Annotated in this window: 20 protein-coding genes and 1 pseudogene; 9 read left to right on the top strand and 12 right to left on the bottom strand. The window is 46.1% G+C overall.

The features are described from left to right. The first annotated feature begins 134 nt into the window (after positions 1 to 134). The 4 genes and pseudogenes from EKM80_RS09255 to EKM80_RS09240 all read left to right on the top strand — a co-directional run bounded on the left by EKM80_RS09255 (position 135) and on the right by EKM80_RS09240 (position 5,930). The gene (locus EKM80_RS09255) at positions 135 to 1,868 is read left to right on the top strand and encodes an ABC transporter ATP-binding protein (protein WP_125552841.1); all 1,734 of its coding nucleotides are present in this window, start codon (positions 135 to 137) and stop codon (positions 1,866 to 1,868) included. Between the two features lie 516 nt (positions 1,869 to 2,384). Next, positions 2,385 to 3,968: pseudogene (locus tag EKM80_RS09250) on the top strand (ABC transporter ATP-binding protein); the annotation flags it as partial. A gap of 121 nt (positions 3,969 to 4,089) precedes the next feature. Then, on the top strand, positions 4,090 to 4,701 hold the full coding sequence (locus EKM80_RS09245; RefSeq protein ID WP_125552839.1) for a TMEM175 family protein: 612 nt from the start codon (positions 4,090 to 4,092) through the stop codon (positions 4,699 to 4,701). A gap of 83 nt (positions 4,702 to 4,784) precedes the next feature. Then, positions 4,785 to 5,930: a baeRF6 domain-containing protein gene (locus EKM80_RS09240; RefSeq protein WP_125552838.1), complete on the top strand. Its 1,146-nt coding sequence runs from the start codon at positions 4,785 to 4,787 to the stop codon at positions 5,928 to 5,930. 56 nt (positions 5,931 to 5,986) lie between these two features. Here the strand turns inward: EKM80_RS09240 and EKM80_RS09235 are convergent, their stop codons facing one another. From EKM80_RS09235 to apf, 5 genes are all read right to left on the bottom strand, one after another. Then, on the bottom strand, positions 5,987 to 6,376 hold the full coding sequence (locus EKM80_RS09235; RefSeq protein ID WP_125552837.1) for a phosphate-starvation-inducible PsiE family protein: 390 nt from the start codon (positions 6,374 to 6,376) through the stop codon (positions 5,987 to 5,989). 7 nt (positions 6,377 to 6,383) lie between these two features. Next, a complete protein-coding gene (locus tag EKM80_RS15040) occupies positions 6,384 to 6,566 on the bottom strand; it encodes a hypothetical protein (RefSeq protein ID WP_225418853.1) in 183 nt (60 codons plus the stop codon). Between the two features lie 280 nt (positions 6,567 to 6,846). After that, positions 6,847 to 7,566, bottom strand: coding sequence for a phosphatase PAP2 family protein (locus EKM80_RS09225; RefSeq protein ID WP_225418852.1), 720 nt, complete (start codon positions 7,564 to 7,566; stop codon positions 6,847 to 6,849). 164 nt (positions 7,567 to 7,730) lie between these two features. After that, the gene (pepF, locus tag EKM80_RS09220; RefSeq protein WP_125552835.1) at positions 7,731 to 9,542 is read right to left on the bottom strand and encodes an oligoendopeptidase F; all 1,812 of its coding nucleotides are present in this window, start codon (positions 9,540 to 9,542) and stop codon (positions 7,731 to 7,733) included. 167 nt (positions 9,543 to 9,709) lie between these two features. Next, on the bottom strand, positions 9,710 to 10,318 hold the full coding sequence (apf, locus tag EKM80_RS09215) for an aggregation-promoting factor (protein WP_125552834.1): 609 nt from the start codon (positions 10,316 to 10,318) through the stop codon (positions 9,710 to 9,712). 737 nt (positions 10,319 to 11,055) lie between these two features. Here apf and EKM80_RS09210 point away from each other — a divergent pair. After that, positions 11,056 to 12,291 carry an MFS transporter gene (locus EKM80_RS09210; RefSeq protein ID WP_125552833.1) on the top strand — a complete coding sequence of 412 codons (1,236 nt, stop codon included), beginning with the start codon at positions 11,056 to 11,058 and terminating at the stop codon, positions 12,289 to 12,291. A gap of 692 nt (positions 12,292 to 12,983) precedes the next feature. Here the strand turns inward: EKM80_RS09210 and EKM80_RS09205 are convergent. Then, positions 12,984 to 13,658 carry a hypothetical protein gene (locus tag EKM80_RS09205; RefSeq protein WP_125552832.1) on the bottom strand — a complete coding sequence of 225 codons (675 nt, stop codon included), beginning with the start codon at positions 13,656 to 13,658 and terminating at the stop codon, positions 12,984 to 12,986. A 500-nt stretch (positions 13,659 to 14,158) separates the two neighbouring features. On the opposite strand from EKM80_RS09205, the gene EKM80_RS09200 reads away from it, so the two are divergent. From EKM80_RS09200 to EKM80_RS09190, 3 genes are read left to right on the top strand one after another with little or no spacing between them, the layout of a single operon-like run. Next, positions 14,159 to 14,992 carry a MetQ/NlpA family ABC transporter substrate-binding protein gene (locus tag EKM80_RS09200; protein ID WP_125552831.1) on the top strand — a complete coding sequence of 278 codons (834 nt, stop codon included), beginning with the start codon at positions 14,159 to 14,161 and terminating at the stop codon, positions 14,990 to 14,992. 15 nt (positions 14,993 to 15,007) lie between these two features. Beyond that, entirely contained in the window at positions 15,008 to 16,360 is a 1,353-nt protein-coding gene (locus tag EKM80_RS09195; protein ID WP_125552830.1) for a M20/M25/M40 family metallo-hydrolase, read from the top strand. A gap of 10 nt (positions 16,361 to 16,370) precedes the next feature. Then, positions 16,371 to 17,516, top strand: coding sequence for an ArgE/DapE family deacylase (locus EKM80_RS09190; protein WP_125552829.1), 1,146 nt, complete (start codon positions 16,371 to 16,373; stop codon positions 17,514 to 17,516). 117 nt (positions 17,517 to 17,633) lie between these two features. Here EKM80_RS09190 and EKM80_RS09185 read toward each other — a convergent pair whose 3' ends face one another. The 5 genes from EKM80_RS09185 to EKM80_RS09165 all read right to left on the bottom strand — a co-directional run bounded on the left by EKM80_RS09185 (position 17,634) and on the right by EKM80_RS09165 (position 22,060). Then, positions 17,634 to 18,341, bottom strand: a complete 708-nt coding sequence (locus EKM80_RS09185) for a P-loop NTPase family protein (RefSeq protein WP_125552828.1) — start codon at positions 18,339 to 18,341, stop codon at positions 17,634 to 17,636. A 1-nt stretch (position 18,342) separates the two neighbouring features. Next, complete coding sequence (locus EKM80_RS09180) at positions 18,343 to 19,158, bottom strand: HAD family hydrolase (protein ID WP_125552827.1); 816 nt, start codon at positions 19,156 to 19,158, stop codon at positions 18,343 to 18,345. Between the two features lie 292 nt (positions 19,159 to 19,450). Beyond that, positions 19,451 to 19,912: a phage tail protein gene (locus EKM80_RS09175; RefSeq protein ID WP_125552826.1), complete on the bottom strand. Its 462-nt coding sequence runs from the start codon at positions 19,910 to 19,912 to the stop codon at positions 19,451 to 19,453. Between the two features lie 161 nt (positions 19,913 to 20,073). After that, the gene (locus EKM80_RS09170; RefSeq protein ID WP_125552825.1) at positions 20,074 to 21,018 is read right to left on the bottom strand and encodes a hypothetical protein; all 945 of its coding nucleotides are present in this window, start codon (positions 21,016 to 21,018) and stop codon (positions 20,074 to 20,076) included. Positions 21,019 to 21,520: 502 nt separating this feature from the next. Continuing rightward, complete coding sequence (locus tag EKM80_RS09165; protein ID WP_125552824.1) at positions 21,521 to 22,060, bottom strand: phenolic acid decarboxylase; 540 nt, start codon at positions 22,058 to 22,060, stop codon at positions 21,521 to 21,523. Positions 22,061 to 22,192: 132 nt separating this feature from the next. Between EKM80_RS09165 and EKM80_RS09160 the strand changes: the two genes are divergently transcribed. After that, positions 22,193 to 22,735 carry a PadR family transcriptional regulator gene (locus EKM80_RS09160; protein ID WP_125552823.1) on the top strand — a complete coding sequence of 181 codons (543 nt, stop codon included), beginning with the start codon at positions 22,193 to 22,195 and terminating at the stop codon, positions 22,733 to 22,735. A 30-nt stretch (positions 22,736 to 22,765) separates the two neighbouring features. On the opposite strand, the gene EKM80_RS09155 is transcribed toward EKM80_RS09160, so the two are convergent. Beyond that, the gene (locus EKM80_RS09155; RefSeq protein WP_125552822.1) at positions 22,766 to 25,120 is read right to left on the bottom strand and encodes a nitric-oxide reductase large subunit; all 2,355 of its coding nucleotides are present in this window, start codon (positions 25,118 to 25,120) and stop codon (positions 22,766 to 22,768) included. Positions 25,121 to 25,427: the final 307 nt, after the last annotated feature.

The raw sequence follows: 25,427 nt of genomic DNA, 5'->3' as shown, positions 1-25,427 counted from the left end.
TATCAGATAATATTTAGTATAATGAATCTCACTTTTGTCTCTGCAAAAGTGCTTTTTTTGTGGATTCATTTACTTATTTATTGAAGCCTGTTTTCGCGCAATTATCATTAAATGTACACGGAGGGACTACTGATATGATCAAGGCAATTGGCAAACATAAAGGGCTGCTGCTGGCGGCACTGGTGACCATGCTGGTGCAGGTCGGCGCTGCGTTATGGCAGCCCAGCTACATGAAACAAATTTTAAGCGTCATGGCGGATACGTCACTGTCGCTAAATGGCAAAGTGGACAAGATCAGTAATTACGGTGTGGCGCTGATCGTCATCGCCGTATTCGGCTTGGTCGGTTCCATTTTAAATACGATCACCGCGGCCAAAATTGCCCAAGTGGTCTCAGCTGATTTGCGGGAAATGACGTTCCGCAAGATCCAAACTTTTTCCTACGCTGATATCGAAAAATTCAACTCGGCGAATCTAGTCGTGCGGATGACCAACGATATCAACCAGATCCAAACGTTATTAATGATGATTTTTCAAGTCTTGATCCGCGTGCCGCTGTTATTCATCGGTGCTTTTATTTTGTCGATCATTACCTTGCCACAATTATGGTGGATCATTATCGTGATGGTCGTTTTGATCGTGCTCGTCACTGGTCTAGCCATGCGCATCATGGGGCCGCATTTTGCCTCGTTCCAGCAATTAATGGACCGTATCAACGCCATTGCCCGCGATAATCTGCGTGGCGCCCGCGTGGTGAAATCATTCGTTCAGGAAAAGAATCAAGCACAGAAATTCGACAAAGAATCCGACGACTTGTTGCAACATAACTTAGCGGTCGGCTATACGTTCTCAACCATGATCCCAGCGTTCACGATTATTTCGCAGTTGGCGATTTTTGTGGCGATCGTTATTGTGTCCACCTTGGTCACGAAGTCGCCAGCCGTGGCGCAGGACCAATTAGGTGGCATTATGTCGTTTATTCAGTACATGATGCAGATCATGTTTGCCATCATCATGGGCGGCATGATGTCCATGTTCGCTTCACGGGGGATGGTGTCCATGGGCCGAATCCGCGAAGTATTGGACGCAGAAACCTCGATGCACTTTGATACCACCGCTGATGAGGAGTTAGACGGCGCCATCGAATTTGACCACGTTGACTTCGCGTACCCCAACGATGAAACGCCTACGCTCAAGGATATCAGTTTCAAAATTGATCCCGGCGAAATGGTCGGTATTGTCGGTGCAACCGGGGCTGGTAAATCAACGCTGGCCCAGCTGATCCCGCGGCTATTTGATCCCACTGCCGGCACGGTTAAGGTCGGCGGCAAAGACGTACGCCACGTGTCCCAAAACACGTTAAAGCGAACAATTTCAATCGTCTTGCAAAAAGCGATCCTCTTTTCCGGTACGATTGCGGGTAACTTGAAGCAAGGCAAGCCTGATGCTGACGACACTGATATGAATCGTGCGGCGCAAATCGCCCAGGCGTCTGAGTTTATCAATCGGTTGCCAGAAGGCTACAATGCGCCAGTTGAAGAGCGGGGGAATAATTTCTCTGGTGGCCAGAAACAGCGGCTATCGATCACCCGCGGCATTATCAAGCAGCCGAAAATTTTGATCTTAGATGACTCAACTTCCGCGCTGGACGCCCATTCGGAAAAATTAGTCCAGGATGCGTTTAACCGCGAATTAAGTGCTACAACGACGCTGATCATTGCCCAGAAGATCTCGTCAGTGGTGCACGCCGATAAAATTTTAGTCTTGGATGCAGGCCGCTTAGTGGCGATCGGCAACCATAAGGCGTTGCTGGCCAGTTCCGAAGTTTACCAGCAGATTTACGCGACGCAGAAAGGACAGGAGGACTAGCCGATGAAGGATACAGCACGCGCAATTAAATTCTTTTACCTCTATTTAAAGAAGTACAAGCTCCAATTTCTCGTGATTGCCGTCTTAGTTTTTGTGGCAACCTACCTGCAAGTTGCGGCGCCAGTCGTCATGGGCGATGCGATCACGCATTTGACCACCTATGTCGGCGACTTTTTCACCCATCAACACGCCGGGGATGCGATCAAGGCTTTGAAGAAAATCGCTGCCGGCGCGGCGCAATCACAGGACGCGCTGCAAAATATTGCCAGCCAAATGAGCCAAGCGGCTGGCCACAATGTTGATTGGACAACGCTGACTAACAGCAATGTGCCGCAACAAGTTTTGGCCAATTTACCCAAAGGCACGACGATTGATAGCTTACAAAAGTTAGCCGACATGCCGTCAAACTGGAAACACTTAACTGACGCCAACGTCCCAGCTAGCATTTTGTCCAGCTTACCAAAGGGCACGACGATCCACAGCTTGCATCAAGTGGCGCTGTCCAACCCAGCTAGCAAAGCGACGTTCTTCGCTTCAATGTGGAAATTGCTGGCGTTTTACGTGATGACTGGCGTGGCGCAATTGCTGTACACGCTGCTATTTGCCCGCATCGTCGCGCACTCAACTAACCGGATGCGCAAAGGCTTGTTCGGCAAGTTGGAACGAATGACCATTGCGTATTTTGATCGGCATGAAGACGGCGATATCCTCGCCCGCTTCACCTCAGATCTAGATAACATTCAAAACACGCTGAACCAAGCGGCGGTCAACGTAACCACGAACATCGCCTTGTACGTCGGCGTTTTGATCATGATTTTCCGCCAAAACGTTAGCATGGCCTGGGTCACTGTTTCAACGACACCAGTGGCCGTGATCTGCGCAGTTTTCATTATTATCCAAGCCAAACGCAATACCGATCGGCAACAAAGAGATATTGGTGACTTAAACGCCTACATGGACGAAAAAATTTCTGGCCAAAAGGCGATCATCGTTGAAGGTCAGCAACAAGCGGCCATCGACGGCTTTACTGTCCGCAACGACCAAGTCCAGAAATCAGTTTTCGGCGCGCAAGTTTGGTCAGGGATGATCATGCCGCTGATGAACGGATTTTCACTGCTAACCACTGCCTTGGTCATTTTCCTAGGCACACGGATCGCGTTAAATGACAGCTCATTGAGCGCCGCGGCGGCGTTAGGTTTAGTCGTCACGTTCATTCAATACGCGCAACAGTACTACAATCCAATCATGCAGATCTCCTCGTCATTTGGCCAATTACAGCTGGCCGTGACTGGGGCGACACGCCTGAACGTGATGTTTGACGAACCTGAAGAAGTGCGGCCAGAAAATGGTCAGCAATTTGACCACATGGACAAAGGCATTCAAATCGAGCACGTCGACTTTGGCTATTTGCCGAACACACCGATTTTAAAGGACGTTAGTATCGACGTGAAAAAGGGCCAAATGGTCGCCTTAGTTGGCCCCACTGGCTCCGGTAAAACCACGGTCATGAACTTGATGAATCGTTTCTACGATGTCGACGGTGGCGTGATCAAGTATGATGGCACCGACATTCGCCAGTTTGATTTGGACAGCCTCCGTTCACAAGTGGGGATCGTTTTGCAGGAATCTGTTTTGTTCGCCGGCACGATTGCCGACAACATTCGCTTCGGCAAGCCAGAAGCCTCAATGGACGACGTGATCACCGTGGCCAAAACCACGCACATTCACGAGTTCATCGACAGCCTGCCTGACAAATACGACACCTACGTGGACGACAATAATTCCGTCTTCTCCGTTGGCCAAAAGCAGCAGATCTCAATTGCCCGCACCATTTTGACCAACCCGAAGATTCTGATTTTGGACGAAGCCACCTCCAATGTGGACACCGTCACCGAGCAACAAATTCAGTGGGCCATGGAAGCAGCCATCACCGGCCGCACCTCATTTGTCATCGCTCATCGCTTGAAGACAATCTTGAACGCCGATAAAATCGTCGTGCTCAAGGACGGCCAAGTGATCGAAGAAGGCACCCACCGCGAACTACTTGAACAAAAAGGCTTCTACGCCGAGTTGTACCATAACCAATTTGTATTTGAATAAACCAATTGAACCACTCCGTCAGATAGTGATGGGGTGGTTTTTTTGTCGAGTTAAGGCTTTAATAGCCAACTCTTGCTGTCAACTGCGGTATAATAGCGGCAACAAAGGGAGGCACGCTGAGATGAAACTTAGTCGGTTGCAGGCATTTAGTGATGGCGTTTTTGCGATTTTGATCACGATTTTAGTGATGGATTTTAAGGTACCTGACTATCAAACGGGCCATTTATTGGCGGCGGTCATACAACAATGGCCGGTGCTGGCGGCGTATATTTTATCGTTTATGTACATTGGTATTTTGTGGCTGTTCCACCACGATTTATTCAGTGTTTTTGCGCAAATCGATCGCAACGTCAACTTGCTTAACCTGCTGATGCTGTTTGCCATCACCTTGATCAACTACCCAACGGCGCTGCTGTCGCACACGTTGATGCACTATCAGCGGACTGATTTGCAGGTGGCTTTTATCAGTTATGCTGTGATTGCATTGTTCATCTCGCTGACCTTTTTAATGCTGTACCGCTATTTGCGCCAGCATCCTGAGTTGAAATCTGCCCGCGTTAGCCCGCAGTTGTTCGCCACCATCAGCTATGATCCGCTACGCAGTATGGTGATCTATTTATTGTCGATCATTGCCACGTTTTTTTCAGTCGAATTAGGCGCGCTTTTATTGGTCGGCGGCATCATTTTTCACTTCTACGCTTACCTGCATTTAAGTCGCCGCATAACTGTCTAAACCTTTTGTACAAAGTAAGTGAAAATGCTAAGATAGGGCTGTGACGACAAACGCTTTCAAATTTATTCTGGGGAGGAATTTTTATGGCAGCATTGCAAAATGATTTGGCACAACTGATCCACGCACAGGGTGATCAGGGTCCGTTTATCTCCATTTTTATGAAAGTTTCACCGTACGAGCGTGATATTGCGGAAGATAAAGCGACGTTCCGTAATTTGATCCAGCAGGCGAAAAAAGCATTTATTACGCGCTTTACTGAAAAGGAGTGGGCAACGTATCAAGCTAAGTTTGCGCCAGTTCTGCAGCAGCGTGCGTTAGGCAATAACGGCGCCGCTAGCATCGTTGTCGTCGCCAGCCAAAGCGATACCTTCGTTTATCCGCTAGCGCAGGAGGTTGCCAACAGTGCCCATGTCGGCGATACCGTTTATGCGTTGCCACTGATTGCCAACGACCAATTCAGTTGGGACTATCATTTGCTAAAAGTTAGCCAGGACAGCATTGCGTTGTGGGATGTTACTGAAGGTGTGGCCACGCCAGTTGACTTGCCGGCTGACGCACCGTTGACCCGCGATCAGGCGCTGGGAACTGAATTAACCACCGGCAAAGCACGGACGACGCGGATTGGTTTAGGTGCTGGCCAAGCTTCTCACGGCAATGATCCGAAAGAAGCCAGTCAAGCCAGCGACACCCAGAATTACTTCAAGCAAGTTGATGATTACATTTTGACCAATTATTCTAAGCCAACCCAGAAGCCATTAATTTTGTTAGCGGTCAGCGAGAACCAAGCTGTTTTCCGCAAAGTAAGTAAGAATAAATATTTATTGCAGAATACGCAGTTAAATAAGGTGCCGGCTAAAGTCGATCAGCAGGCGGTAGCGCAAGTAGTCAGCCAGGTGAACCAACAATTGGCTGAAGAAGTTTTGGCAGTGTTACAAAGTCAGGTTGATCGGGCGCGCTCGGCTAAAAAGTACATCAGTGACCTCGGCGCAATTACGCAGCGTGTCAGCGAGGGTAATGTGGCCACGCTGTTTGTTGCTCAAGGCGCTTATGTGGCTGGGCGCATCGATGGCGAAAAGCTCGACACGTCTAGCCCTGCAGCCAAGGCGACGAACTTGTTAAATGAGTTAAGTGTTCAGGTTTTGCAACTAGGCGGCCAAGTTTATGTGCTGCCAGCTAGTGAATTACACGCTGACGCTACCGCAATTTTACGGCGGCCAGCTACAGATTAAGCTAAAACAGCAGCCACGACAGTAAATCTATGTCGTGGCTGCTGTTTATTTATACGTCACTTAATATCGCTAGCTTGGGGAATCAGCTGCAGCGCACCGACTAACGTTAAGATAGCAAGCGCCAGTAGGAGTGTGTGCAGCGCATCATCATGTTGAACGATGACTGCCCGCAAAAGCGCGGTGATCCCGATATAGATGAAGCGATTCAGTGAAATGTGGGCGTTCTCTTCAAAATAAGCCTTAACTAATGCGATAAATTCAAAATACAGAAAAAACGCAATTGTAGCTTCAGCAATCAGGCTAAAGTTATGTTCTGTTTCCGGTTGAAAAAATAAATGTCCCAAATAATAGCCTTCACGTAGGAGAAAAAAGAACATCACAGCACCTAAAGCTGCCATGGCTAGATTTAAACTAAAAGCAAAGAAGCGGCTGATTTTATGTTGCATAGTTACCTCAAAATTCTGCGTACTCACTAGGTAAACGCATGAATTGCTGGTTAGCGTGTTGCTGGATCACAACTTCATCTGGCAGCACTAGCGCATTATCGATCAGTTCTAACGTGAAATGTTCAGTTGGTTCAACTTGGTGACAGTAAATATCGCAGTGGCGGCCGTCCTTGGTGATGATAAAAACCACACTATAAGGAAAGCGCGTCACCTGAACGCGTAACGCGTCATAGAAATTCCAAAGATAATTTGTGAAATACTGGGGTAATTCAGTTTGGACACCATCAGAAACTTGCCGTAAAAGGGGCCGTTTTCCAAAAATAATATCACATCCCTAATTTAAAAGCGCGCTGACGAGTAGTTGTTTAAGTCCTCTTATTGCTTACTATTCTAGGGAAGATTGTACTAAAAAACTAGTCAAAAGACTCAATGTCATCAAAATGATATATTATTTAAACATTATTGAAAAATTACTTCCGTGTGTCTTTGTGGGCGTGGCGCATCGTTGGTTGCTGCACTGCAAGGCGGGCTTGTAAGCGCGGATAAAAGCGTCGATACAGCCACAACGTTGTGCGCAACCAGAGATAACCCAGCAACAAGGCGGCCACTGTGTCACTAGGATAATGTGCGCCGAGGTAAACACGGGCAGTGACCACTAAGCCCAGCCATAAGCCAACAGCAATTAAGCAACCTAGCCGCTGCCATAGTTTAGGCAACGTACGGGCAAAAACGAAATACAGCAAGCTGACGATCATTACAGCGCTGAAAACATGGCCACTGGGGAAGCTATAGCCATTTTCCGCTACCAAAACATGTGCTGTTGGTCGCGGTCGGGCAACAATGAATTTAAGCAGCCATGAGCCTACGCCACCCAGACCGAAGGAGACTAGGACCCAAACGGCGGTGGCGCGGCGTTGCCAATACCACAGCGCCCCAGTTAACACCACGGCATACAGCACCGCCATTGCTGGCTTAGCAAGCACACTGATCAAGCGCATCAAGAAGGTTTTAGTTGGCGTTACCGTCGTTTGTAGCGGCGCCGCTAAAGCCTGATCCAACCAGTTCAGTGGTGTTGCCTGAAAATGCGCCAGTAGCGCTAATATGATTAGAATTACCGTGACCGTCACTAGCGCAGATGGTCGTCGGTTCATTTGCCATTTCAATCGCATAACTTCCTTATTAAATCGCATTTATAAATCACCCATAACTTAGCTTAGCGTAAAAAGATAAATTTTAGCTAAAGATTCTATCAATTTTTTATCAAAAAAATAAAAAAGCGTCGTCAGCCGCAGGGGGTGCTCCCTGAACTGACGGCGCTCTTTGACTTTATTTTAGAGGATTTGGCGCCAATAAGCTAGTCTAAAGTGTCTAATAATGTTTCTAATTCATTTAAGCGTTGTTCGAAAACCTTAAAAGCTTGTTCCAAATAGCCAGGTTGGGTCATATCGACGCCGGCTTTTTGCATGATTTCGATTGGATAAGCTGAACTGCCTGACTTCAAATAATCAATGTAGGCGGTTCGCTCAGCTCGTTCGCCGTTAACAATTTTGTCAGCTAACGTTGTTGCCGCCGCGAAGCCAGTGGCGTATTGGTAAACGTAGTAATTATAGTAGAAATGCGGAATCCGTGACCACTCCAACGCAATTTCAGGATCATTTTCGACGGCAGGACCGTAGTATTTCTGATTTAGCTGGCCATAATAGTCTGACAAATGTGCCGCGGTCAACGGTACGCCTTTAGCGTCTTCGGTGTGAATGAAATGCTCGAATTCAGCGAATTGTGTTTGGCGGAAAATTGTTCCCTTGAAGCCATCCAGATAGTAATTCAAAATATAAGCGCGAGTGCGGGGATCAGTTTGTTGCTTCAATAAATAATCCGTCAACAAGTTCTCGTTCGTTGTCGAAGCAATTTCTGCAACAAAAATCGCATAGTCGCCGTAAACGTAAGGCTGGTTGTGGTGCGTGTAGTGGCTGTGGATCGAGTGGCCCATTTCATGCACCAACGTGTACAAATTATTCAAGTTGTTCTGCCAGTTCAATAAAATGTAGGGATTGGTGTCGTACATGCCGGAAGAATAGGCGCCGCTGGTTTTGCCTTTATTTTCTACCACGTCGACCCAACGATCAGCAAAGGCTTCTTCAGCGATGCTTGTATATTCGCGGCCGAGGACTTTAGTTGCTTTTAACACTTCGGCTTTAGCCTCATCATAAGTGTAGGATAAGCTTGGTTCGCCGGTTAATGGCGTATACATATCGTACATATGCAATTGGTCAACGCTGAGGACTTTTTTGCGTAAAGCGACATAGCGATGCAGTAACGGCAAATTTTTCTCGACCTCGGTGACCAAGGTATCATAAACGCTTTCTGGGATGTGGTCAGCAGCGAGGGAAGCTTGGCGCGCGGAATCGTAGTGGTGCACCCGCGCTTTGTAATTGTGCATTTTAACGTGGGAGGACAATGTCGATGCCAACGTATTGCGGAATTGCCCGTAAACCTTGTACAGCTGCTGGAACGCTTGCTTGCGCACGTCACGATTAGTCGATTCGATCAAGGTGCCGTAAACGCCTTGCGATAGTTCGACGTCGTTACCTTGCGCATCCTTAACGGTTGGGAAAGGTAAATCAACATCGTTCAACACGTCAAAAGTGGCGGCAGAAGCGTCGAAGACATCACTGGCTCCAGCCAATAATTCCTCAGACTCAGCCGACAGCACATGTTTGCGGGTTGCCGTAACTTGATCAAAGTAATGTTGGTAAACGGTTAAATTCGTGCTGCTGGCGATGTAATCAGTTAACACATCGGCTGGAATTGCTAGAATTTCTGGTTCGAGGAATGAGACCTGCGCGGCAACTTGGGCAGCCAAAGCGCCAGCCCGCTGATCCATGCCTTGATAGGTCGCGTTATTGTTATCTTGATTATGTTTCAAGCTAGCGTAAACGTAGAGTTTCTCTAATTTACGGTATAGATCAAAAATCTGATCCAAGCCGTCACTGAGATCACGGGCGCTGTCGCCCAGCGTGCCTTTTAGCTGTGTCGCTTTTTGACCTAGTTCAGTGACTTCCTTAAATGAATCTTCCCAAGCGGCATCGTCTGGGTAAACCGTGGTCAGATCCCAAGTTAATTCCGTGGGTACTTGCTCACGGCTAGGTAATGTTTTAGTGGACATAAAAAAACCTCCTACTAGTTCAGTGGGTCCTTAAACCACACTGTCAATGTTATCGCTTTAATCATAGCATAATCTCCAGTTGAAAGGCAGTCCCACTGATTTACTGTGCACAAAAAAACGCCCACCGCAGTGGACGTTTTGAAATATCTAAGTTATGTGGTGACGGCTTAGTACCAGCCGTTTGACTGCCAGAATGATTGAGCAGCAGTCCATGAACCGTAACGTGAAGTTACATAGTTGTTAGCAACTGCTTCTTGGTTAGCAGCAGAGTAGTCACCATTTAAGTATGAAGAACTTAATTGGTATTTGCCAATGTATTGACCGTTAGTAGCTGTGTATGAACCACCAGATTCTTTGTTAGCAATCCATGCTTTAGCAGCAGCATCAGAACTTGAAGTTGTTGATGAAGCAGTAGATGTAGTTGCAGCTTGTGTAGCTTGAGCAGCACTAGCTTGTTGTTGTGCTTGGGCAGCTTGTGTAGCTTGAGCTGATTGTGTTGTTGTTGTAGCTTGTGTATTAGCTGTTGGTGTTGTTGTAGCAGCTTGAGCAGTTGATGTTGTTGTACCATCAGGAATTTCGTATTGTTGGCCAGCGAAGATCAAATGAGTTGTTGCGTTGATCTTGTTAGCTGTTTCAATACTATCGATTGAAACACCGTATTTTTCAGCAAGCTCGGAAACTGTATCACCAGATTGGGCTGTTACAGTTGCGGCCTGTGCTTGTTGAGCACCGACTAGGAATAAACCTGCGGCACCGGCTGTGGTGAACATTAACATTTTAACGCGTTTGCTTAATAAAATAATAATCACTCCTAAAGGATTTATGGGTTTAGTTTCTATATAAGATTTAGACTATCGATTTGCGTTGCTTAGTTACTATCGATTCAACAGTGATAAGTATAGTGCTGCACTGTAACAAACCAATACCAACGATATTACAAAACTGGCCGAAATTGAAATATCGTCACATTTTTGTAATATAACGTAATAGAAAATAGGTGAAAGCCTAAGCCTTTAGTCTTAGACGGCATTTTGAATTCTGAAATTGTTACATAAAAAACGATTTTTTTTTGAATTTTTTTCCGATTTTCGGTTAAATTTGCGCATAAATTAACAATTCACCCACAATTTGCTCATTTTTAAGCTTAATTTAACAAACAGATGACGGCTTGTATTGAATTGTAATCCTGTCAACGTTTACCGGTAGTGTTCTAGTCCATTTTGCTAGATTTACCGGCAGAAATAAGCAATTTGGCGCTGAGAATTAACAGCTATGTGGGGTGAGCTTGTGTAATTAATGTTATGTTCTAACGCGGTTAGCGCTCGCTGCAAATGGTCATCAGTAGAAATCATTAATTAGCCGGGCAGCCAGCGTGAAACGCTTGAACGATATTTTTTTAACGTGGTAGGCTGTGAGTGAATGTCAATAGGTTCCACCCGCAAACACTTTTACTAGGTAATGCCCTGCGTTCTTGGTATAATGAGCTTTCAAAAAAGGAATACGGAGGGCACCAATGCCATTTAAATTAAATCAGCACACCAACTGGCGACTTAATTTTTACTTGATTTTCAGTGGTCAGTTTATGTCTAACTTAACCACGATGATCGTGCAATATGCGTTCATGTGGTACATTACGGATGTGTTAAAGTCAGCCACAGCGCTATCACTATCAACCTTGATGATGTTTCTGCCGTGGATCTTCTTGGCGCCGGTGGCTGGGGTGGTCATTGATCGCTGGTCGCGCAAAGTGATCATGATCAGCATGGATTTGTTGGCCGCGTTGGTGGCGATCGTTATTTCGCTGACCATCGGCCAATTCAGTGATGGCGGGCTGCTAACGTTGTTATTGGTGGCCATGCTAGCGCGGGCAATCACGCAAGTTTTTCAACAGCCAACGCTTAATACCATCGTTCCAGCGATTGTTCCCGAGGCGCAACTAACTAAGGCAAATGGACAAATTCAAACGCTGCAGTCGCTAACGGCAATTATTGCACCAGGGATTTCGGCGGTATTATTTGGAATCATGCCGATGCAGTGGATCATTTTACTGGATGTGATCGGCGCAGTATTCGGTTCGTTAACTGTTTTATTAGCCTATGTGCCGAAAACACTGCCGCAAGCTGCGGATGTTTCTTTTTTCCAAAATATGCGCTTAGGTGTGCGCGAATTATTGCGGCATCGGGGTATTTTTCAGTACAGTATTTTATCCTTGATCTCGGTCATGTTCATTATGCCTGGCGCCAGCTTATATCCGTTGATGACGACGCAGCATTTCGGGGGCATCATCGGTCAAGCGGGAATTGTGGAAACGGTATGGTCAGTGGGCAGTCTGTTAGGCGGTATTTTTATTAGCGTGTGGGGCGCAGGCAAGAATCGTTTCTTCGCTATATTCGGTAGTTTAGTGGTGATGGGCGCAACTTTTAGCTTGTTCGGGCTACTGCCGCCAAATCAGCGCGGCTTCTGGATCTTTGCTAGTTTAAATATTTTTGCTGGTTTTGCGCTGGCCTTTATGAATTCACCATTTATGGCCATTGTGCAGGAGAAAATCGCGCCAGAAATGATGGGGCGCGTGATGAGTGTTTTAATGGCGTTGACCAATATTGGCGCGCCGGTGGGTTTGATGTTTGCCGGACCGTTAGCGGATCAATTGGGTATCGCGCAATTGTTTCTGATTGCCGGCGTCGCCACACTAGCGACTGCCGCAGCGGCGTTATTACTACCGGCGGTGCGCCGAATCGATCGCGAATAAATAAAAGGTGATCTACCGGAAATTAATTTATCCGGCAGGTCACCTTTTTTGGGTTCTTTTTGAAGTTTGGTTATTCTAGTAACTCGTAGGCGGATTTAGTTTGGTTCCATTCCGGCGCTGGCGTATGGAACGCGTGGCACGTTGTCAAGCTAATTTTCTTTCCAATTAAGCCCAATCGGAAAAGAAAATGGATCTTGCCAGCCGCGCATGGTACTAGGCGACCGCGGTCACCAAGTACCATCGACACAGCTGATAACGCCAGCGCCTCCATTTCACCTTGGCAGCGTTTGAGCATTATTTTGTGAATCAGATTGAACGTTTAGTTAGCTCAATTAGGACTACCTGACAGCTGTTTGTGATTCGTAGTTTTAAAGTAGGCTGTATGTGCATAAAAACACCCACTAACTTTGCCACTTAAACAAATCAACACTTGAACGTTCAACCGTTGCCTGCTGGAATGGAGTCGCCAGTGGGCCAGATGTGTCGATAGTTCTTAATGGTGGGCTGTGCCATTTAGAACTATGCGTGGCTGGCGAGATCCATTTTCCCGCCTGCTTTTGTTTTTATTCAGGGAAAATTAGCTCGCCAACGCGCCACTCGTTCCGTCCACTGGCGACGGAATGGAAGCTAACTAGCTCTGCTTACAGCCAAAGTTCAGAAAGGCCCTTTTTTGCATAGTTACGTTAAATTAGTTAGACCGTGCGACCGCTAAAAACTGCGTCAATCCGCTGCTTCATCAGCCACTCAGGCACGTTGGCTAGTTGTGCGGCGGTGTGGGTAATCACATTAAGCTGCGCGTAATTGACTACCATGTCCTTATTGTGCGGGGCAATCATGGTCAATTGCTTCTTAGTGATGTCCATGGCCAATGCGGTTGTTTCTTGAACCAAGTCTTCTGGTAGCAGTAAGGCAGTGGCTAATTTTTCAACGGTCCATTTGTTCATGGCGGCCGTATTTTCAGCAAAATCAGGCACGTAATCGGCAATGTGCAAAATATAAGTCGCCAAACCTTGGCCAATCAACCATGCTTGTTCCTGGCCAGTGACGTGGCGATCACGAATAATTAGTGAAGCAGCGACTGCCCGCCATTCTGCGCCAACCACCCGCTTTTGTGGATGAATGGCAAAATCAGTTTGCAGGTCACTACTATAACTAAGCCGCACTTGTAAGCAGTTGGCTAATGGATGTAAAGCGATACAAGTATTAGTCGGTGACAGCTGCAAATGGCTGAGATAATCGAGCATTTGCGGAAAATCGCGGACAATTTCACCGTAGATGTCTTTACCATTGACCATTTGTACGGCCGCTGGTTCGGCTGAATTTTCGTTAGTGTGCTTTTTCTGTTTCTTATCGTGTTTTTTACTCATTAATCGTTAGTTCCTTCCTATATAGAGGTTAAGTGAATAAACTTAGTATAGCAGGGGTATACGACATAATATGACGTTTATGCCAATTTAGATTAATTTGTTAAAACGTTAACTGCTAAAAAGGACATTGACAAAAATGAGAAAAACTACTAACATAGTGGCATTAACTTAAAAAAACAGGTAAATGATTGAGATGAGTAGCAAACAACACTTACAAGCGAATTCGTGGTTGGTGTGAACGAATGAAGGGTTGTTTGCGAATATGGTCTCCTTAGTTAATGTGTTGGTGAGGTATAGACTAAGCCAGCAACGGGCAAGCCCTCGTTATCAGGCAAAGTTTTGCTCCGGTTAAACGGATGAAAACTTATGAAGCTGTCTTTTGTGAAAAAGGCAGAAACTAAGGTGGCAACACGGTAAAACCGTCCTTTGAATTCTTGAAAAGAGAATTTTAAGGGCGGTTTTTTGTCGCAATCTTTACCATAATATTGGAGGAATTAGTTATGTTCAAACATAAAAAGCTCGCCTTACTAGTTGGTTTGGCGGCAGTTACTTTTGGTGTCACAATTGGTCTTGTTGGTGGCAATGCCGCACCAGCACATGCAGCAACCACCGTTTCAATCGGTATTAATGGGAGTGATCACCGTCAGTGGGATCCGGCGGAAAAAACGTTGAAAAAGGAAGGAATCAAGCTAAAGTTTGTGACGTTTAGTGACTATAATCAGCCGAATACTGCGTTAGTTAATGGCGACGTTGATTTAAACGCCTTCCAAACGAAGTACTTCTTTGACGATTGGAAGAAGACGCATAACGCTAAGCTGAGCGCCATCGGCAAAACGGTCATCGCACCACTAGCACTGTATTCGAAGAAACACACGAAGGTTAGTCAAATTAAAAAAGGTGACACGATCATCATCGCCAACGATGTCACTGATGAAGGCCGCGCGCTGACCTTGCTACAAAACGCCGGCTTGATCAAAATTAAAAACAAGACGTTACCAACGGTTAATGATATTACGCAAAACAAACTGAATTTGAAGATCAAGGAAGTTGACGCGTCACAAACAGCACATTCATTAGGTGATGTTTCTGCCGCCGTAATCAATAGTGGGGTGGCCACTGATGCCGGCTTAAACCGTAAGAGCGCGCTTTACGTTGAAAAAATTAATCAGAAATCAAAACCTTACATTAATATCATTGCCGCAAGAACTAAAGATAAGAACAATAAAACTTATTTGAAAGTTGTTAAGGCGTTCCAACAAGATGCAACTAAAACAGCTATTCAAAAGATTTTCAAAGGTTCAGAAACAGCAGCTTGGGATCTTAAGCTGAAATAACCAGGAGGCGATTGGATGAGTGAACAGCAAAATATTGCCGCGTACCAAGCTAAGTTAGCCCAATACATTAAGCTAGGCTCGGTTTCGGCGCAATATCAACAGATTCAAGCGACTGCCCAATTCTTACAAGGTATTTTCACGCAGCTCGGCGGTCAGGTGCAAGTTTTCAGTGACCATAAATTTCCGTTGGTGTTCGCGGATTTTCCCGCTGCCACGCCGGCTGCTAATGCGACCACGCTGCTTTTTTACAATCACTACGACGTTCAGCCAGCTGATCCCATCGACCTGTGGCAAACAGATCCGTGGACGTTGACCAAACGCGATGGGAAGTTCTTCGGCCGCGGTATCGCTGACTGCAAAGGCGATCTCTTTGTCCGTTTAACCGCGCTGAAAAATTATTTGGATGCGCACGCTGGCCAGCCACCAGTCCACATTAAATTCTTGGTTGAAGGCGCTGAAGAAATCGCCAGCCAAGGGTTGCAGGATTACTTTGAACAATATAGTGATCTATTTAAAAGTGACTTGATCATTTGGGAGTCTGGTAGTAAAAATGAGCGCGGCCAGTTGCGGATCACAGGCGGCAACAAAGGCATCAGCTGCTTTGAATTATCGGCTGATTCAGCTAGTCGTGACTTGCACTCATCCAATGCCGCGATTATTGATGGCGCGCTGTGGCACCTGATCGACGGTATTTCCAGCCTGCATCAACACGGAAAAATTAGCGTTAACGGCTTTTACGACGGTATCGCCGCACCCACGCAACGGGCTAAAAACTTGGCGCACAAAATGTATTTTGCGCCGGAGCAGCTAAGTCGCTTGTATGAGTTGAAATACCCATTTTTGCAGGGTAGTGATGAGGATAAGATCAAGGAAGCGTACTTATTTGCGCCTAGCTTTAATATGGAAGGCATCAGTGGCGGTTACGAAGGGACTAGCGTTAAAACAGTGTTGCCGGCACACGGCGTTGCTAAATTCGACATGCGGTTAGTGCCAGGCCAAGACCCAGCTGAAGTGGCGCACAAGGTTGCGGTTCAGCTGCATGACAACCATTTTGCTGATCTCAAAGTCAATTACACAATGGGCGTTAAAGCCTATCGCTCCGACATGGACGCACCACTGATCCAGCAACTGATTGCCACTGCGCAAACCGTTTATGGCGGGGCAGACAGTGTGGAAGTTTTGCCGACATCAGCCGGAACGGGGCCATCGTACAACTTCAATCATTACTTGCACGCGCCGATTGCGGCCATTGGCATTGGCAATCCAACCTCAGGGGCCCACGCGCCGAACGAAAATGTTACTGAAGCTGACTATTTGATGGGCATCAAAGTCATCAGCCAGTTTTTCACCAATTTAAGTCAAAGGTAAGGCAGAAATAGTGGAACAAGCAGAAAAAATTAAAATTCTTCAGGATCTGATTCGGATTCATTCCGTCAACGGCAATGAATTGGCGGTCGCACAATATTTGCAGCAACTATTTAACGCACACGGCATCACTGACGTCGCGCTGATTCCCTTTAACGGCGCGCAAGATCGCTGCAGCATGATCGTGGAAATCGGCAACCACGCCGCGGACAAGGTGTTGGCACTGGCGGGTCACATGGACACGGTGGCAGTGGGCGCTACTGCTAACTGGCAGTTTGATCCATTCAGCGGCCAACAAGTCGGCGATACGATCTACGGCCGCGGTGCCGCAGACATGAAGTCAGGCTTGGCGGCAATGGTGATTGCTGTGATTGAAATAAAAGAGGCCAACGTGCCATTGACGGGCAGGCTACGCTTCATTGGGACTGCTGGCGAAGAATTAGGCGCACGCGGTGCCGTTGAATTGACGCAACAAGGCCGTATTCACGACGTCACCGCGATGGTGGTCGGCGAACCAACTGGTGGCAATATTGTGTATGCGCACAGTGGCCAATTTAATTACCGAGTTAAATCCTATGGTAAAAGCGCCCACAGCTCGCTGCCAGCCACTGGCATCAATGCCATTTATAACTTGAATGAATTTATTACCGCAGAGCGCACGGCTTTCATTGATGCACCAAAAAGTCAGCTGCTGGGGAACCTAGAACACAGCATTACGGTGATCCAAGGTGGCGATCAGATCAATAGCATTCCTGATTACGCCCAATTAGAAGGCAATATTCGGCCAATTCCGGAGTTCAACACGCAGCAAGTGCTTGACCGGCTACAAAGTATTATCACTACTTTGAATCAGCAGCCGCAAGTTAAGCTGGTGCTACAGGTGATCGACCGTTTTGAAGCCTTGGCCAATGATCCTGATGCGCCATTCGTGCAGCAACTTCAAGCAGCACGGACGGCAGCGTTTGGCACACCAGCACAAAAACTGATCATCCACGGCGCCACTGATGCCTCAGCTTACGTGGCGGATAATGCGTGCCCGATGCTACTGCTCGGCGCCGGTGACTGGCAAGTAGCCCATCAAGTCGACGAAGCCGTTAGTATCGATAATTATTTAAAAGTGATAACGACGTATAAGAATATCGTGCGCAGTTATTTGTGAGCTAATGTTCGGCAATGAAAAGGAGGCTGCGACATAATTTTACTTATGCCGCAGCCTCCTTTTAGTTATCTTCATACATGGGCTAGCACTATATTTGCCGTTTAAAGGTGACCAGCATTAAAAAGTTAGTCCGTAACCGGCGGCGGTGATTCCCATATCATCGACAAACTTTGGTGTATAGGTAAAATCAGTTAAGTCACCGTGTGCGGTAACATAGGCGATTCGCTGGGTCAATTCGTTGAAAAGATCAGCGAAATACGCCCAAGCAAATTCATCAGCCTCGTCATCAATATCGATGCCATCGCGGCGATATTGATCGGTGAAACCGCCTAAATTGGCTAACGGTAAGTTAAATAATTCTGCGGTGGGGATGTCTTTTGGTGGCATAACGGTATCCAGTTGATCAAAAATGGCCGTCTGGATCGTGCCAACATAGTGAATAGGTAATGGGGCAATTTGGCGGCGCAAGCGTTGTTCCGTGCGCAAGGCAAAGGCATCGGCGGCGGTTAATGTAACCACGTTATCCGCGTTTGCTAGGCCGGCGGCGGTTGGCGCATCGATAAAAATATAGTCGTAATTAGCGCGTTGTGCCGCAATTTGTGCCGGTAAATCAGCCACTGTAGTTGGCAACAAAGTCAGCCCAGCCGCTAATTCAGTCGTTGTCTGCGGAAAAAGTTTGTGCAACAGCTGGCTGGCAGCATTTAACGTGTCCAGCACCAGTACGCGTTGCTGGAAAAATTGGTGGGCGGCAATTGCTGTGATTGCGGTGGTCAGCGTTTTACCGTTGCCGCTAGCATTTGATGTGATGAAAACGACTTGTGCCATATCACTGACCTCCTTGACTGAGCCAATGCTGAATACCGTAACCCACGCCGTCTTCGTCGTTGGTTTTTGTGATCACGCGGCCAGCCTGCTGAATATCTGGCTGTGCGTTGGCCATAACGATGGGGTAGCCGACCCTTTTTAGCATCGGCAGATCGTTGTAGCCATCACCAAAAGCGGCTGTATCAGCTTTGACTAAATGATCGTGGGCCAAAATATAGTCGATGCCGCGGGATTTCTTAGCTTGATCGCTGGTGATTTCTAGATAGGCTGCACCGGCTTGCTGGATACTGATACCAGCGAGATTCAAGTCCGTTAAGCAACTTTGCAACGCCGTCATTTCTTCAGGGTCAAAGGTGATCAGCATCAGTTTAAAGACTTGATGGGTGGCGTCAGCGAAGAATTCTGTGCTGGCGGTCATCGTCGGTATTTGGTCAGTGAGTTGGTGCTCGTACTGAATACCAGCATCGATTCGTGGCGCGTACCAGCGATCACGATCGTAAAAGCTGCGGCTAACATTAGGAAACTTTTGTTGCACCAACTGATAAATGTGCGCGGCGGTGGCTAGTTCGATGGTACTTTCTTGCAAAACATGCCAACTAGTTGCTTGGCGCTGGAAAATCAAGCCGCCATTAAAGCCGATTTGCGGCGTACTTAATTGCAAACAATCGATCACCGCCGCCATTTCCATTGGTGCGCGGGCGGAAACTAAGGTTAGAGGGATTTTGCTGGCCTTAATGATGTCAGTGTTGGTTTTGGAAATCACGCCTTGGCTATTAAGCAAGGTGCCATCCATGTCGGAAAAAATATGTTTGATCATTTTAATTATTCACCTGATTATTGCGTTTTAATTTGTGTTTGGCGATCTGCTTTACTAAACACTTTCAGTATACCGCAACACACAAAAAAGTCAGTCACAATGGGTGGCTGACTTGGAGTAGCAGACTGAATGCTACAAACTATGTTGGTGCTAAAGGAGAAAATATATCACAAGTTCATCATAGCACGCTACCGGTGAAAAGCAATAAACCGATTACAAAATAGGTAATAACCCTAAGTATAGCAGCAAAAAAGCGCACCCAAAGCTCTAGATCAGGTGTGCCTTTTTATTGCTAGTAGTCACCTTTGATGACAAAAAATGAGCCACGGATCGTACCTGCTAGTTTAGATTTTTGCCGCGCAAATTTAAATTTACCTTCAAATTCAGCGGGAATTTCCATGCCGTCGCTGAGTTTGAAACCAACGGCGCGCTTGCTGCCGGCTGCTAAGCCGTACATCACGTTGATCGCTAAGCCATTTTCATAGAAGACGTAGGCAAATTTTGTGCCTTCTGCTTCAAACGAAGTCACTTCCAAGGGTTGGTAGGGAAAGTGCAGGTCACGCTCAGCCAAAATCGTTTCGATCCATTTTAACGTAGTGGGATCCGCTGCGGCAGGGACGGTAGTGAATTCGTGCTTGAATTTATTCCAGTAATAGCGCGCTTCATTAGCACGCAAGCCGGCCAAAGTAGCAGCAACCGGCGAGCTTTCTAAGCCAATGGTAGATACGTTTTTGAAATCAACTTTATAAGCCATAATTGGGCCTCGATTCTATTGTAGTGCTCTGATTATAGCAGATTGATTTCAGGTTGTCTGGAAAAATAAATTGTCGCTAAGCTGTAGTGGTTGAATGCGACTAGTTATTGATGCGGTAGGCATTTTAGCTATTTAAACTGCTCTTTTCGGCAACAGCAAGCTTATTTTTTCGGCGCCAGCAAGCCGTAACTATGGATGACCCCGAATAAGATAGCGGCAATCGGAAAAATCAGCCAGGATACGGACCAGAGGCCAAAAACAAATGAAATGACGAAGTAGGCGAGGGTGATCAATAGCCAATAGATTTGAAGAAAGAAATGCAATTTCGGCTTGCGTTGTTTCAGCTCATTCATTGCGCGGTCAGCGGCATCAGCGATTGCGTAGAAGGTGTTAGCTTGCGCGATTCGCGCGTAACCGGCGTAAATGATGCTACCATAGATAATGGAAAAAACGCCACTACCCATGATCCAGACAAAAGCGGCGGCACTCAGTGAACCGAAGCCGGATACTTGCAAAACGGCCTGCAGTAGCGACGGCAATAGCGCGAAAATACATAAAGCAACACCGGCAACTAAGGCGATGGTAAAGCTACTAGTATAGTCCTGCTGCTGATTGCGTGCGGTTACTTGTAGTGCTGGTGAAATTGTGCGTTTATCCAGCGGCATTTTTACGCGCACATGCGCCATACCGACGATAATAAAGGAACTGATCCCAATAATCACGCCAAGCAACATCAACAAAATACCTAACCAACTAAACATTGTGGGCACTAGGGCAATCATGGCGCCGACACCTAGGGCAATACTTAAAATACCACCGGCCACCGCTAATGCCAAGCGCTTGGTGCTGCGCCAAAAAATTTCTGTTTCCGGCAACGTGAGCTCGTTTTGCGGTTCCGCAGTAGCTACAATTAATAGTGCTTCTTCAAGTGAGTCGAATTCATTGATCACGGTACCCAACGCTTCGTTTTCATTTTTACCGGCGGCTAGTAGTGCTTGATAACGAGTGGTCATTTTCACAAGTAGATCAGCTTTAGCCTTTTTAGCGGCGGGCGTGTCAGGAATAGTGGCGAATTTACTGGCCAAATAGTTTTTGATTGGATCCATGTTTGCGCCTCCTCTATCTCGCAATTAAGGTTACTTTTATTGCGACAAGCGTTTTGGGTGCATGGCGACGGTGGTGGCTGCCTTAGGCAAGCACTGCTTAGCGAATAAGTTCAAACCAGCACCTGACTAAATTTAGTTTGTAAGCACGAGCGCCCGTGATCAGTCCTATGACACTTTTAAGCGGCGTGGTTGACCATTGCATTTTCGCGACGTAAATCGTTTCACTACAAGAAACATGGCGTGATGGCTAAGGTGGATGCAACAAAGGCGTACGCTAAACTTAAATCTTAGCTGGGCGCTTTTAGCTACTTTTATCATATAATATTCACTTTGCTAGGCAAAGTAAAAGACTAATTTAGACGTGACCCGCCAAGTCGTGACAGCAGCTTTACAATTAATTTGGCCTAAGTGAGCGACGGTCTTACATTAGCGCCAGCAAACAAAAAAGCAGGTTTCTGCGCCTAATTTAGATAAGCGTGCAGAAGCCTGTTTTTTAGCCTTTTTATTTATTGATGCGGTGGTAATTTTTATCAAAATATTTACCAGCACGAATGTCGTCAGGTAAGCTGGCGTATGGTGCTTCACTGATGACGTCATCGTTGTTTTGACCAGCATCACCCATATAAGTGATATTGGCAAATTCAGGAACAACTAACTTAGGGTACGTCGCGTATTTTTCACGGGATGCTTCCATTAAGTCAATGTGCTCATTTTGATATGTGACGGTGATTTCAGGATGTTCTTCAACCCATTTAGGGAAGAAAATCGTGCCGTGAATCTTCTTTTCATTAGGTAGGAAGTCCAAAGCAACGTCAGTACCCGTTGGTTCTGTCCAGCTAATTTTGTAAATACCTGCTGTTAACATCACAATATTGGCTTCTTGACCAGTGACCCAGCGGCCAGCGACCATACCGCCATGAATGCGGTAATCAACGGTGTGATCATTCTTCGCGTACCATTCGTATTCCCAGCCGTTATCGTATGTGTAAATAAAATGTGTCCCTAAGAAATCATCTAGTGTGTTAAATGTTTTTTCAGTCATCAAAATGCCTCCTGATTAAGTTTAAAATAATGAGTGTTAAACAAGTAATCTTAAACGTGTATTTAATTACATGTTTTAAATTATATGATTATGGTATACTGCGAGTAACAAAAAGTCAAGTGGAGGTAACTAATGGTGCAAAAAAATAAATTACAATACATTATTCTTGGCTTGCTCAGTGAACACGAGCTTACCGGTTATGACATTGCCAAAGCTTTCACCGCTGATATCGGCGAGTTTTGGAATGCTAATCACAGCCAAATCTATCCACTATTGAAACGCTTGGAAACTGCTGGTTTGATCACGCATCAACTTTCAATTACCGGCGAAAAGCTGGAAAAAAAGGTTTATTCGTTAACGGCAGCGGGACAGGCACAATTGCAGGAATGGCTGCACGAACCAACGACAGAATTAACTGCTAGTAAGGATGAATTTATTTTAAAATTATATTTCATTCAAGATGCGCATGACCCAAGTTTACAGCCTATGTTGACGGAGCAACTATTGCTGCATCAGGCTAAGTTAGTCCATTTACAAAAGCAAATGACCCGTAAATTTGCTGACAAAGCCAGTCAATTAGCCAATTACGGGCATTATTTGATTTTGCAACACGCCATTGACCGTGAGCAAGGTTATGCCGATTGGCTGACGGCGACACTAAAAAACGTGGACTAGCAGATGCCAGTCCACGTTTGTCTGTTTAGTTTAATCTTCGCTTAATTGATCAGCTTTAACTTCTTCCGCCGTGACCGCCGCAAAGTGGGCAGCGGCTTTTTCGTTATCGGCAGGTTTTAAATTGCGGATAACTTTGACCACAATGATGATCAAAATAATCACGCCAGCAGTGAAGACGAGATCAGGGATGATCCGCGCCCACAACAGTTCAAAAACAGGGCTGCTGTGGTAGAACGATAATAGCCGGGCGTGCCAATAACCATGTTCCAGCGCGTCTTTTAATTGTAGATAGCCAACTGGCAATAGGCTGATGAAGACCATGCCAGCTAGGCCAATATTCATTAACCAAGCGGACCAGTTAACTAATTTGTCCATTTTTGGGGTCCAAATTTTTTGTTGCGAAATGTTACGCAAAGCGTACAGCATAATGGCAATTGAGAACATGCCATAAACGCCGGCCATTGAACCGTGGGCGTGCGCCGAGGTCCATTGTGTGCCGTGTTCGAAGTAGTTGATTGCGGGTGCGTTGATGATAAAGCCTAATGCACCGGCACCGATTGCGTTCCAAACCCCAGTCCACATCAAGAAAACGAAGGTCCCTTTGTACGGGAAAGCCACATTGCTATCTTTGAAGACACGGTAATGGGTGTACGCTTCCCACAACAGTAGGCAAAGTGGCACAACTTCTAGCGCCGAGAAGCAGGCCCCAAGCGCTAACCAGATCGAGTGGTCACCTTCCCAGAAATAGTGATGGCCCATGCCAACAACGCCAGAGCCTAACAGCAAAGTCAACTGGAAGTATAGCGCGCGGACAGTGGAGCGGGTAGTGGTTAATTTCAGATCGACCATCAAGTAGCCGATCAAAATCACGGCAAAGGATTCGAAAATACCTTCGACCCACAAATGAACGATCCACCAACGCCAATAGTCGGCGAAGGTCACGTGAGAGTTCGGTAAAATAAACAGTGAGGCCAAATAAAAAGCAGGAATGGCGATAGCACCGCAGAATAACAGGGTGATCAAACGCTTGCGATCGTAATTGTCTGGCCGTTTCATTGCTGGGATGAAGCCACGCATCAGGATAACGACCCAAAGCACCATACCGATAATGAAGAGAATCTGCCAGAACTTACCGAGTTCAATATATTCCCAACCAAATTGGCCAAATAACCACCAGTTATGGTTCAGCAACCCCAATGTAGACGCCCATTCGCCTAGCATGCTACCGACCACAACGACGATCAATGCCCAAAATAGCAGATCGACCAACAAGCCTTGCCGCTTGGGTTCGCGGCGCAAAACGCGGGGGACAATGTAGATACCAGTGGCCAACCAAGTTGTTGCCACCCAGAAAATGACTAACTGCAAATGCCACGCTTTAGCCAAATTAAACGGCCAAATATTTTGTAGTGGAATACCGAAGAACTCATTTTCGACATAATAATGGGCCATTAGCTCGCCCAATAAGATTTGGACAAGGAAGAGGCCAACCACCACGAGAAAGTATTTGGCGATTTTACGTTGACTGCTGGTGATCGCAAAATCAGTGTCCAATGCCGGCATTTGTTCAGCACTGGCATAGGTGGCTTCCATGTCAAAGGCGTAGCGGCGCTGATAGTAGATAATAACGCCGACACCGGCGACTAGTAAGGCCACGCTGATGGCGGTCCAAATTAGCGATTCTGAAGACATTGTATTACCAGCGTCTAAATCGTAGGGCCAGTTATTGGTGTACGAATAAGTTTGCCCTGGTCGGTTAGTGGACGACATCCACGCCCCCCAGAAGAAAAAGCTAGTCAACTGATCGACCTTGTTACCTTTATACATGAAGGCGTCGGTCTTTTTCGTGTTGATCATATTCTCCGGCAAGCCAGCTTGGCGCGGATTATTGATAAATTCGTGCCGATAGTATTTGGTTAAATGGTGATAGCCAGCCGCCTGTGCTGCCGTTAAGGTTAGCGTTTGGTTGGCCTTAGAATAGCGATTGACTTTAATTTCGTGCTTGACCTTGTCCTTGATCGCACCTTGTTTAAAGTCGCTTAATGATTTGAATGATTGCTGATATAACTTTTGCGCATAATAACTATTCATGCCCTGTAAATAGATATGTAAGCTTTGCGCGGTGTAATCAGGCCCTAGATAAGACCCATTGCCTAAATAAGTGCCATAGTCAGCCAAGCCGTATTTTTCATAAACAGCTTGGCCACTAAGTAGTTCATTGTGCGTCACCAGTGTTTCCCCATTAGTGGCCACAATTTTTGCTGGGCGCGGTGCTTCATTTTTGAAAATTAGAAATCCCCCAGCGATTAAAATTGAAAAAACGACAACTAAAGTACCAATCAGGACCTTAGTTAATCGTCGATAAGTATATTTTGGTTTAGCCATGATATTCATCTCCTTTGAAAACAACTATAACATATTTTATATATTTAGCCTATATAAATTTAAACCGCTTTTATACTGTTATTACACAGGCAAAAATTTGTTATAAGACAGAAGCAGTAGCAGTGATACTAAAAAATGATTTAAAGAGTGATTTAAAGTGATTTTAGGCCGTTTATCAGACGTTAAATGTAAGCTGATTTACGCTAAAATGAGCGATTTTAGTTATTTTTTCATTGTTATTAATTGACTGCTGAGTGTTTAAATAATTATGTGTAAATGATTTATTGGGAATTGAAAAAGGGAAGCC

The sequence above is a fragment of the Loigolactobacillus jiayinensis genome, assembly GCF_003946445.1.
GTDB lineage: Bacteria > Bacillota > Bacilli > Lactobacillales > Lactobacillaceae > Loigolactobacillus > Loigolactobacillus jiayinensis.
Note: the sequence above shows the minus strand (reverse complement) of the source record. Positions and strands in the feature narration are given on the sequence as shown.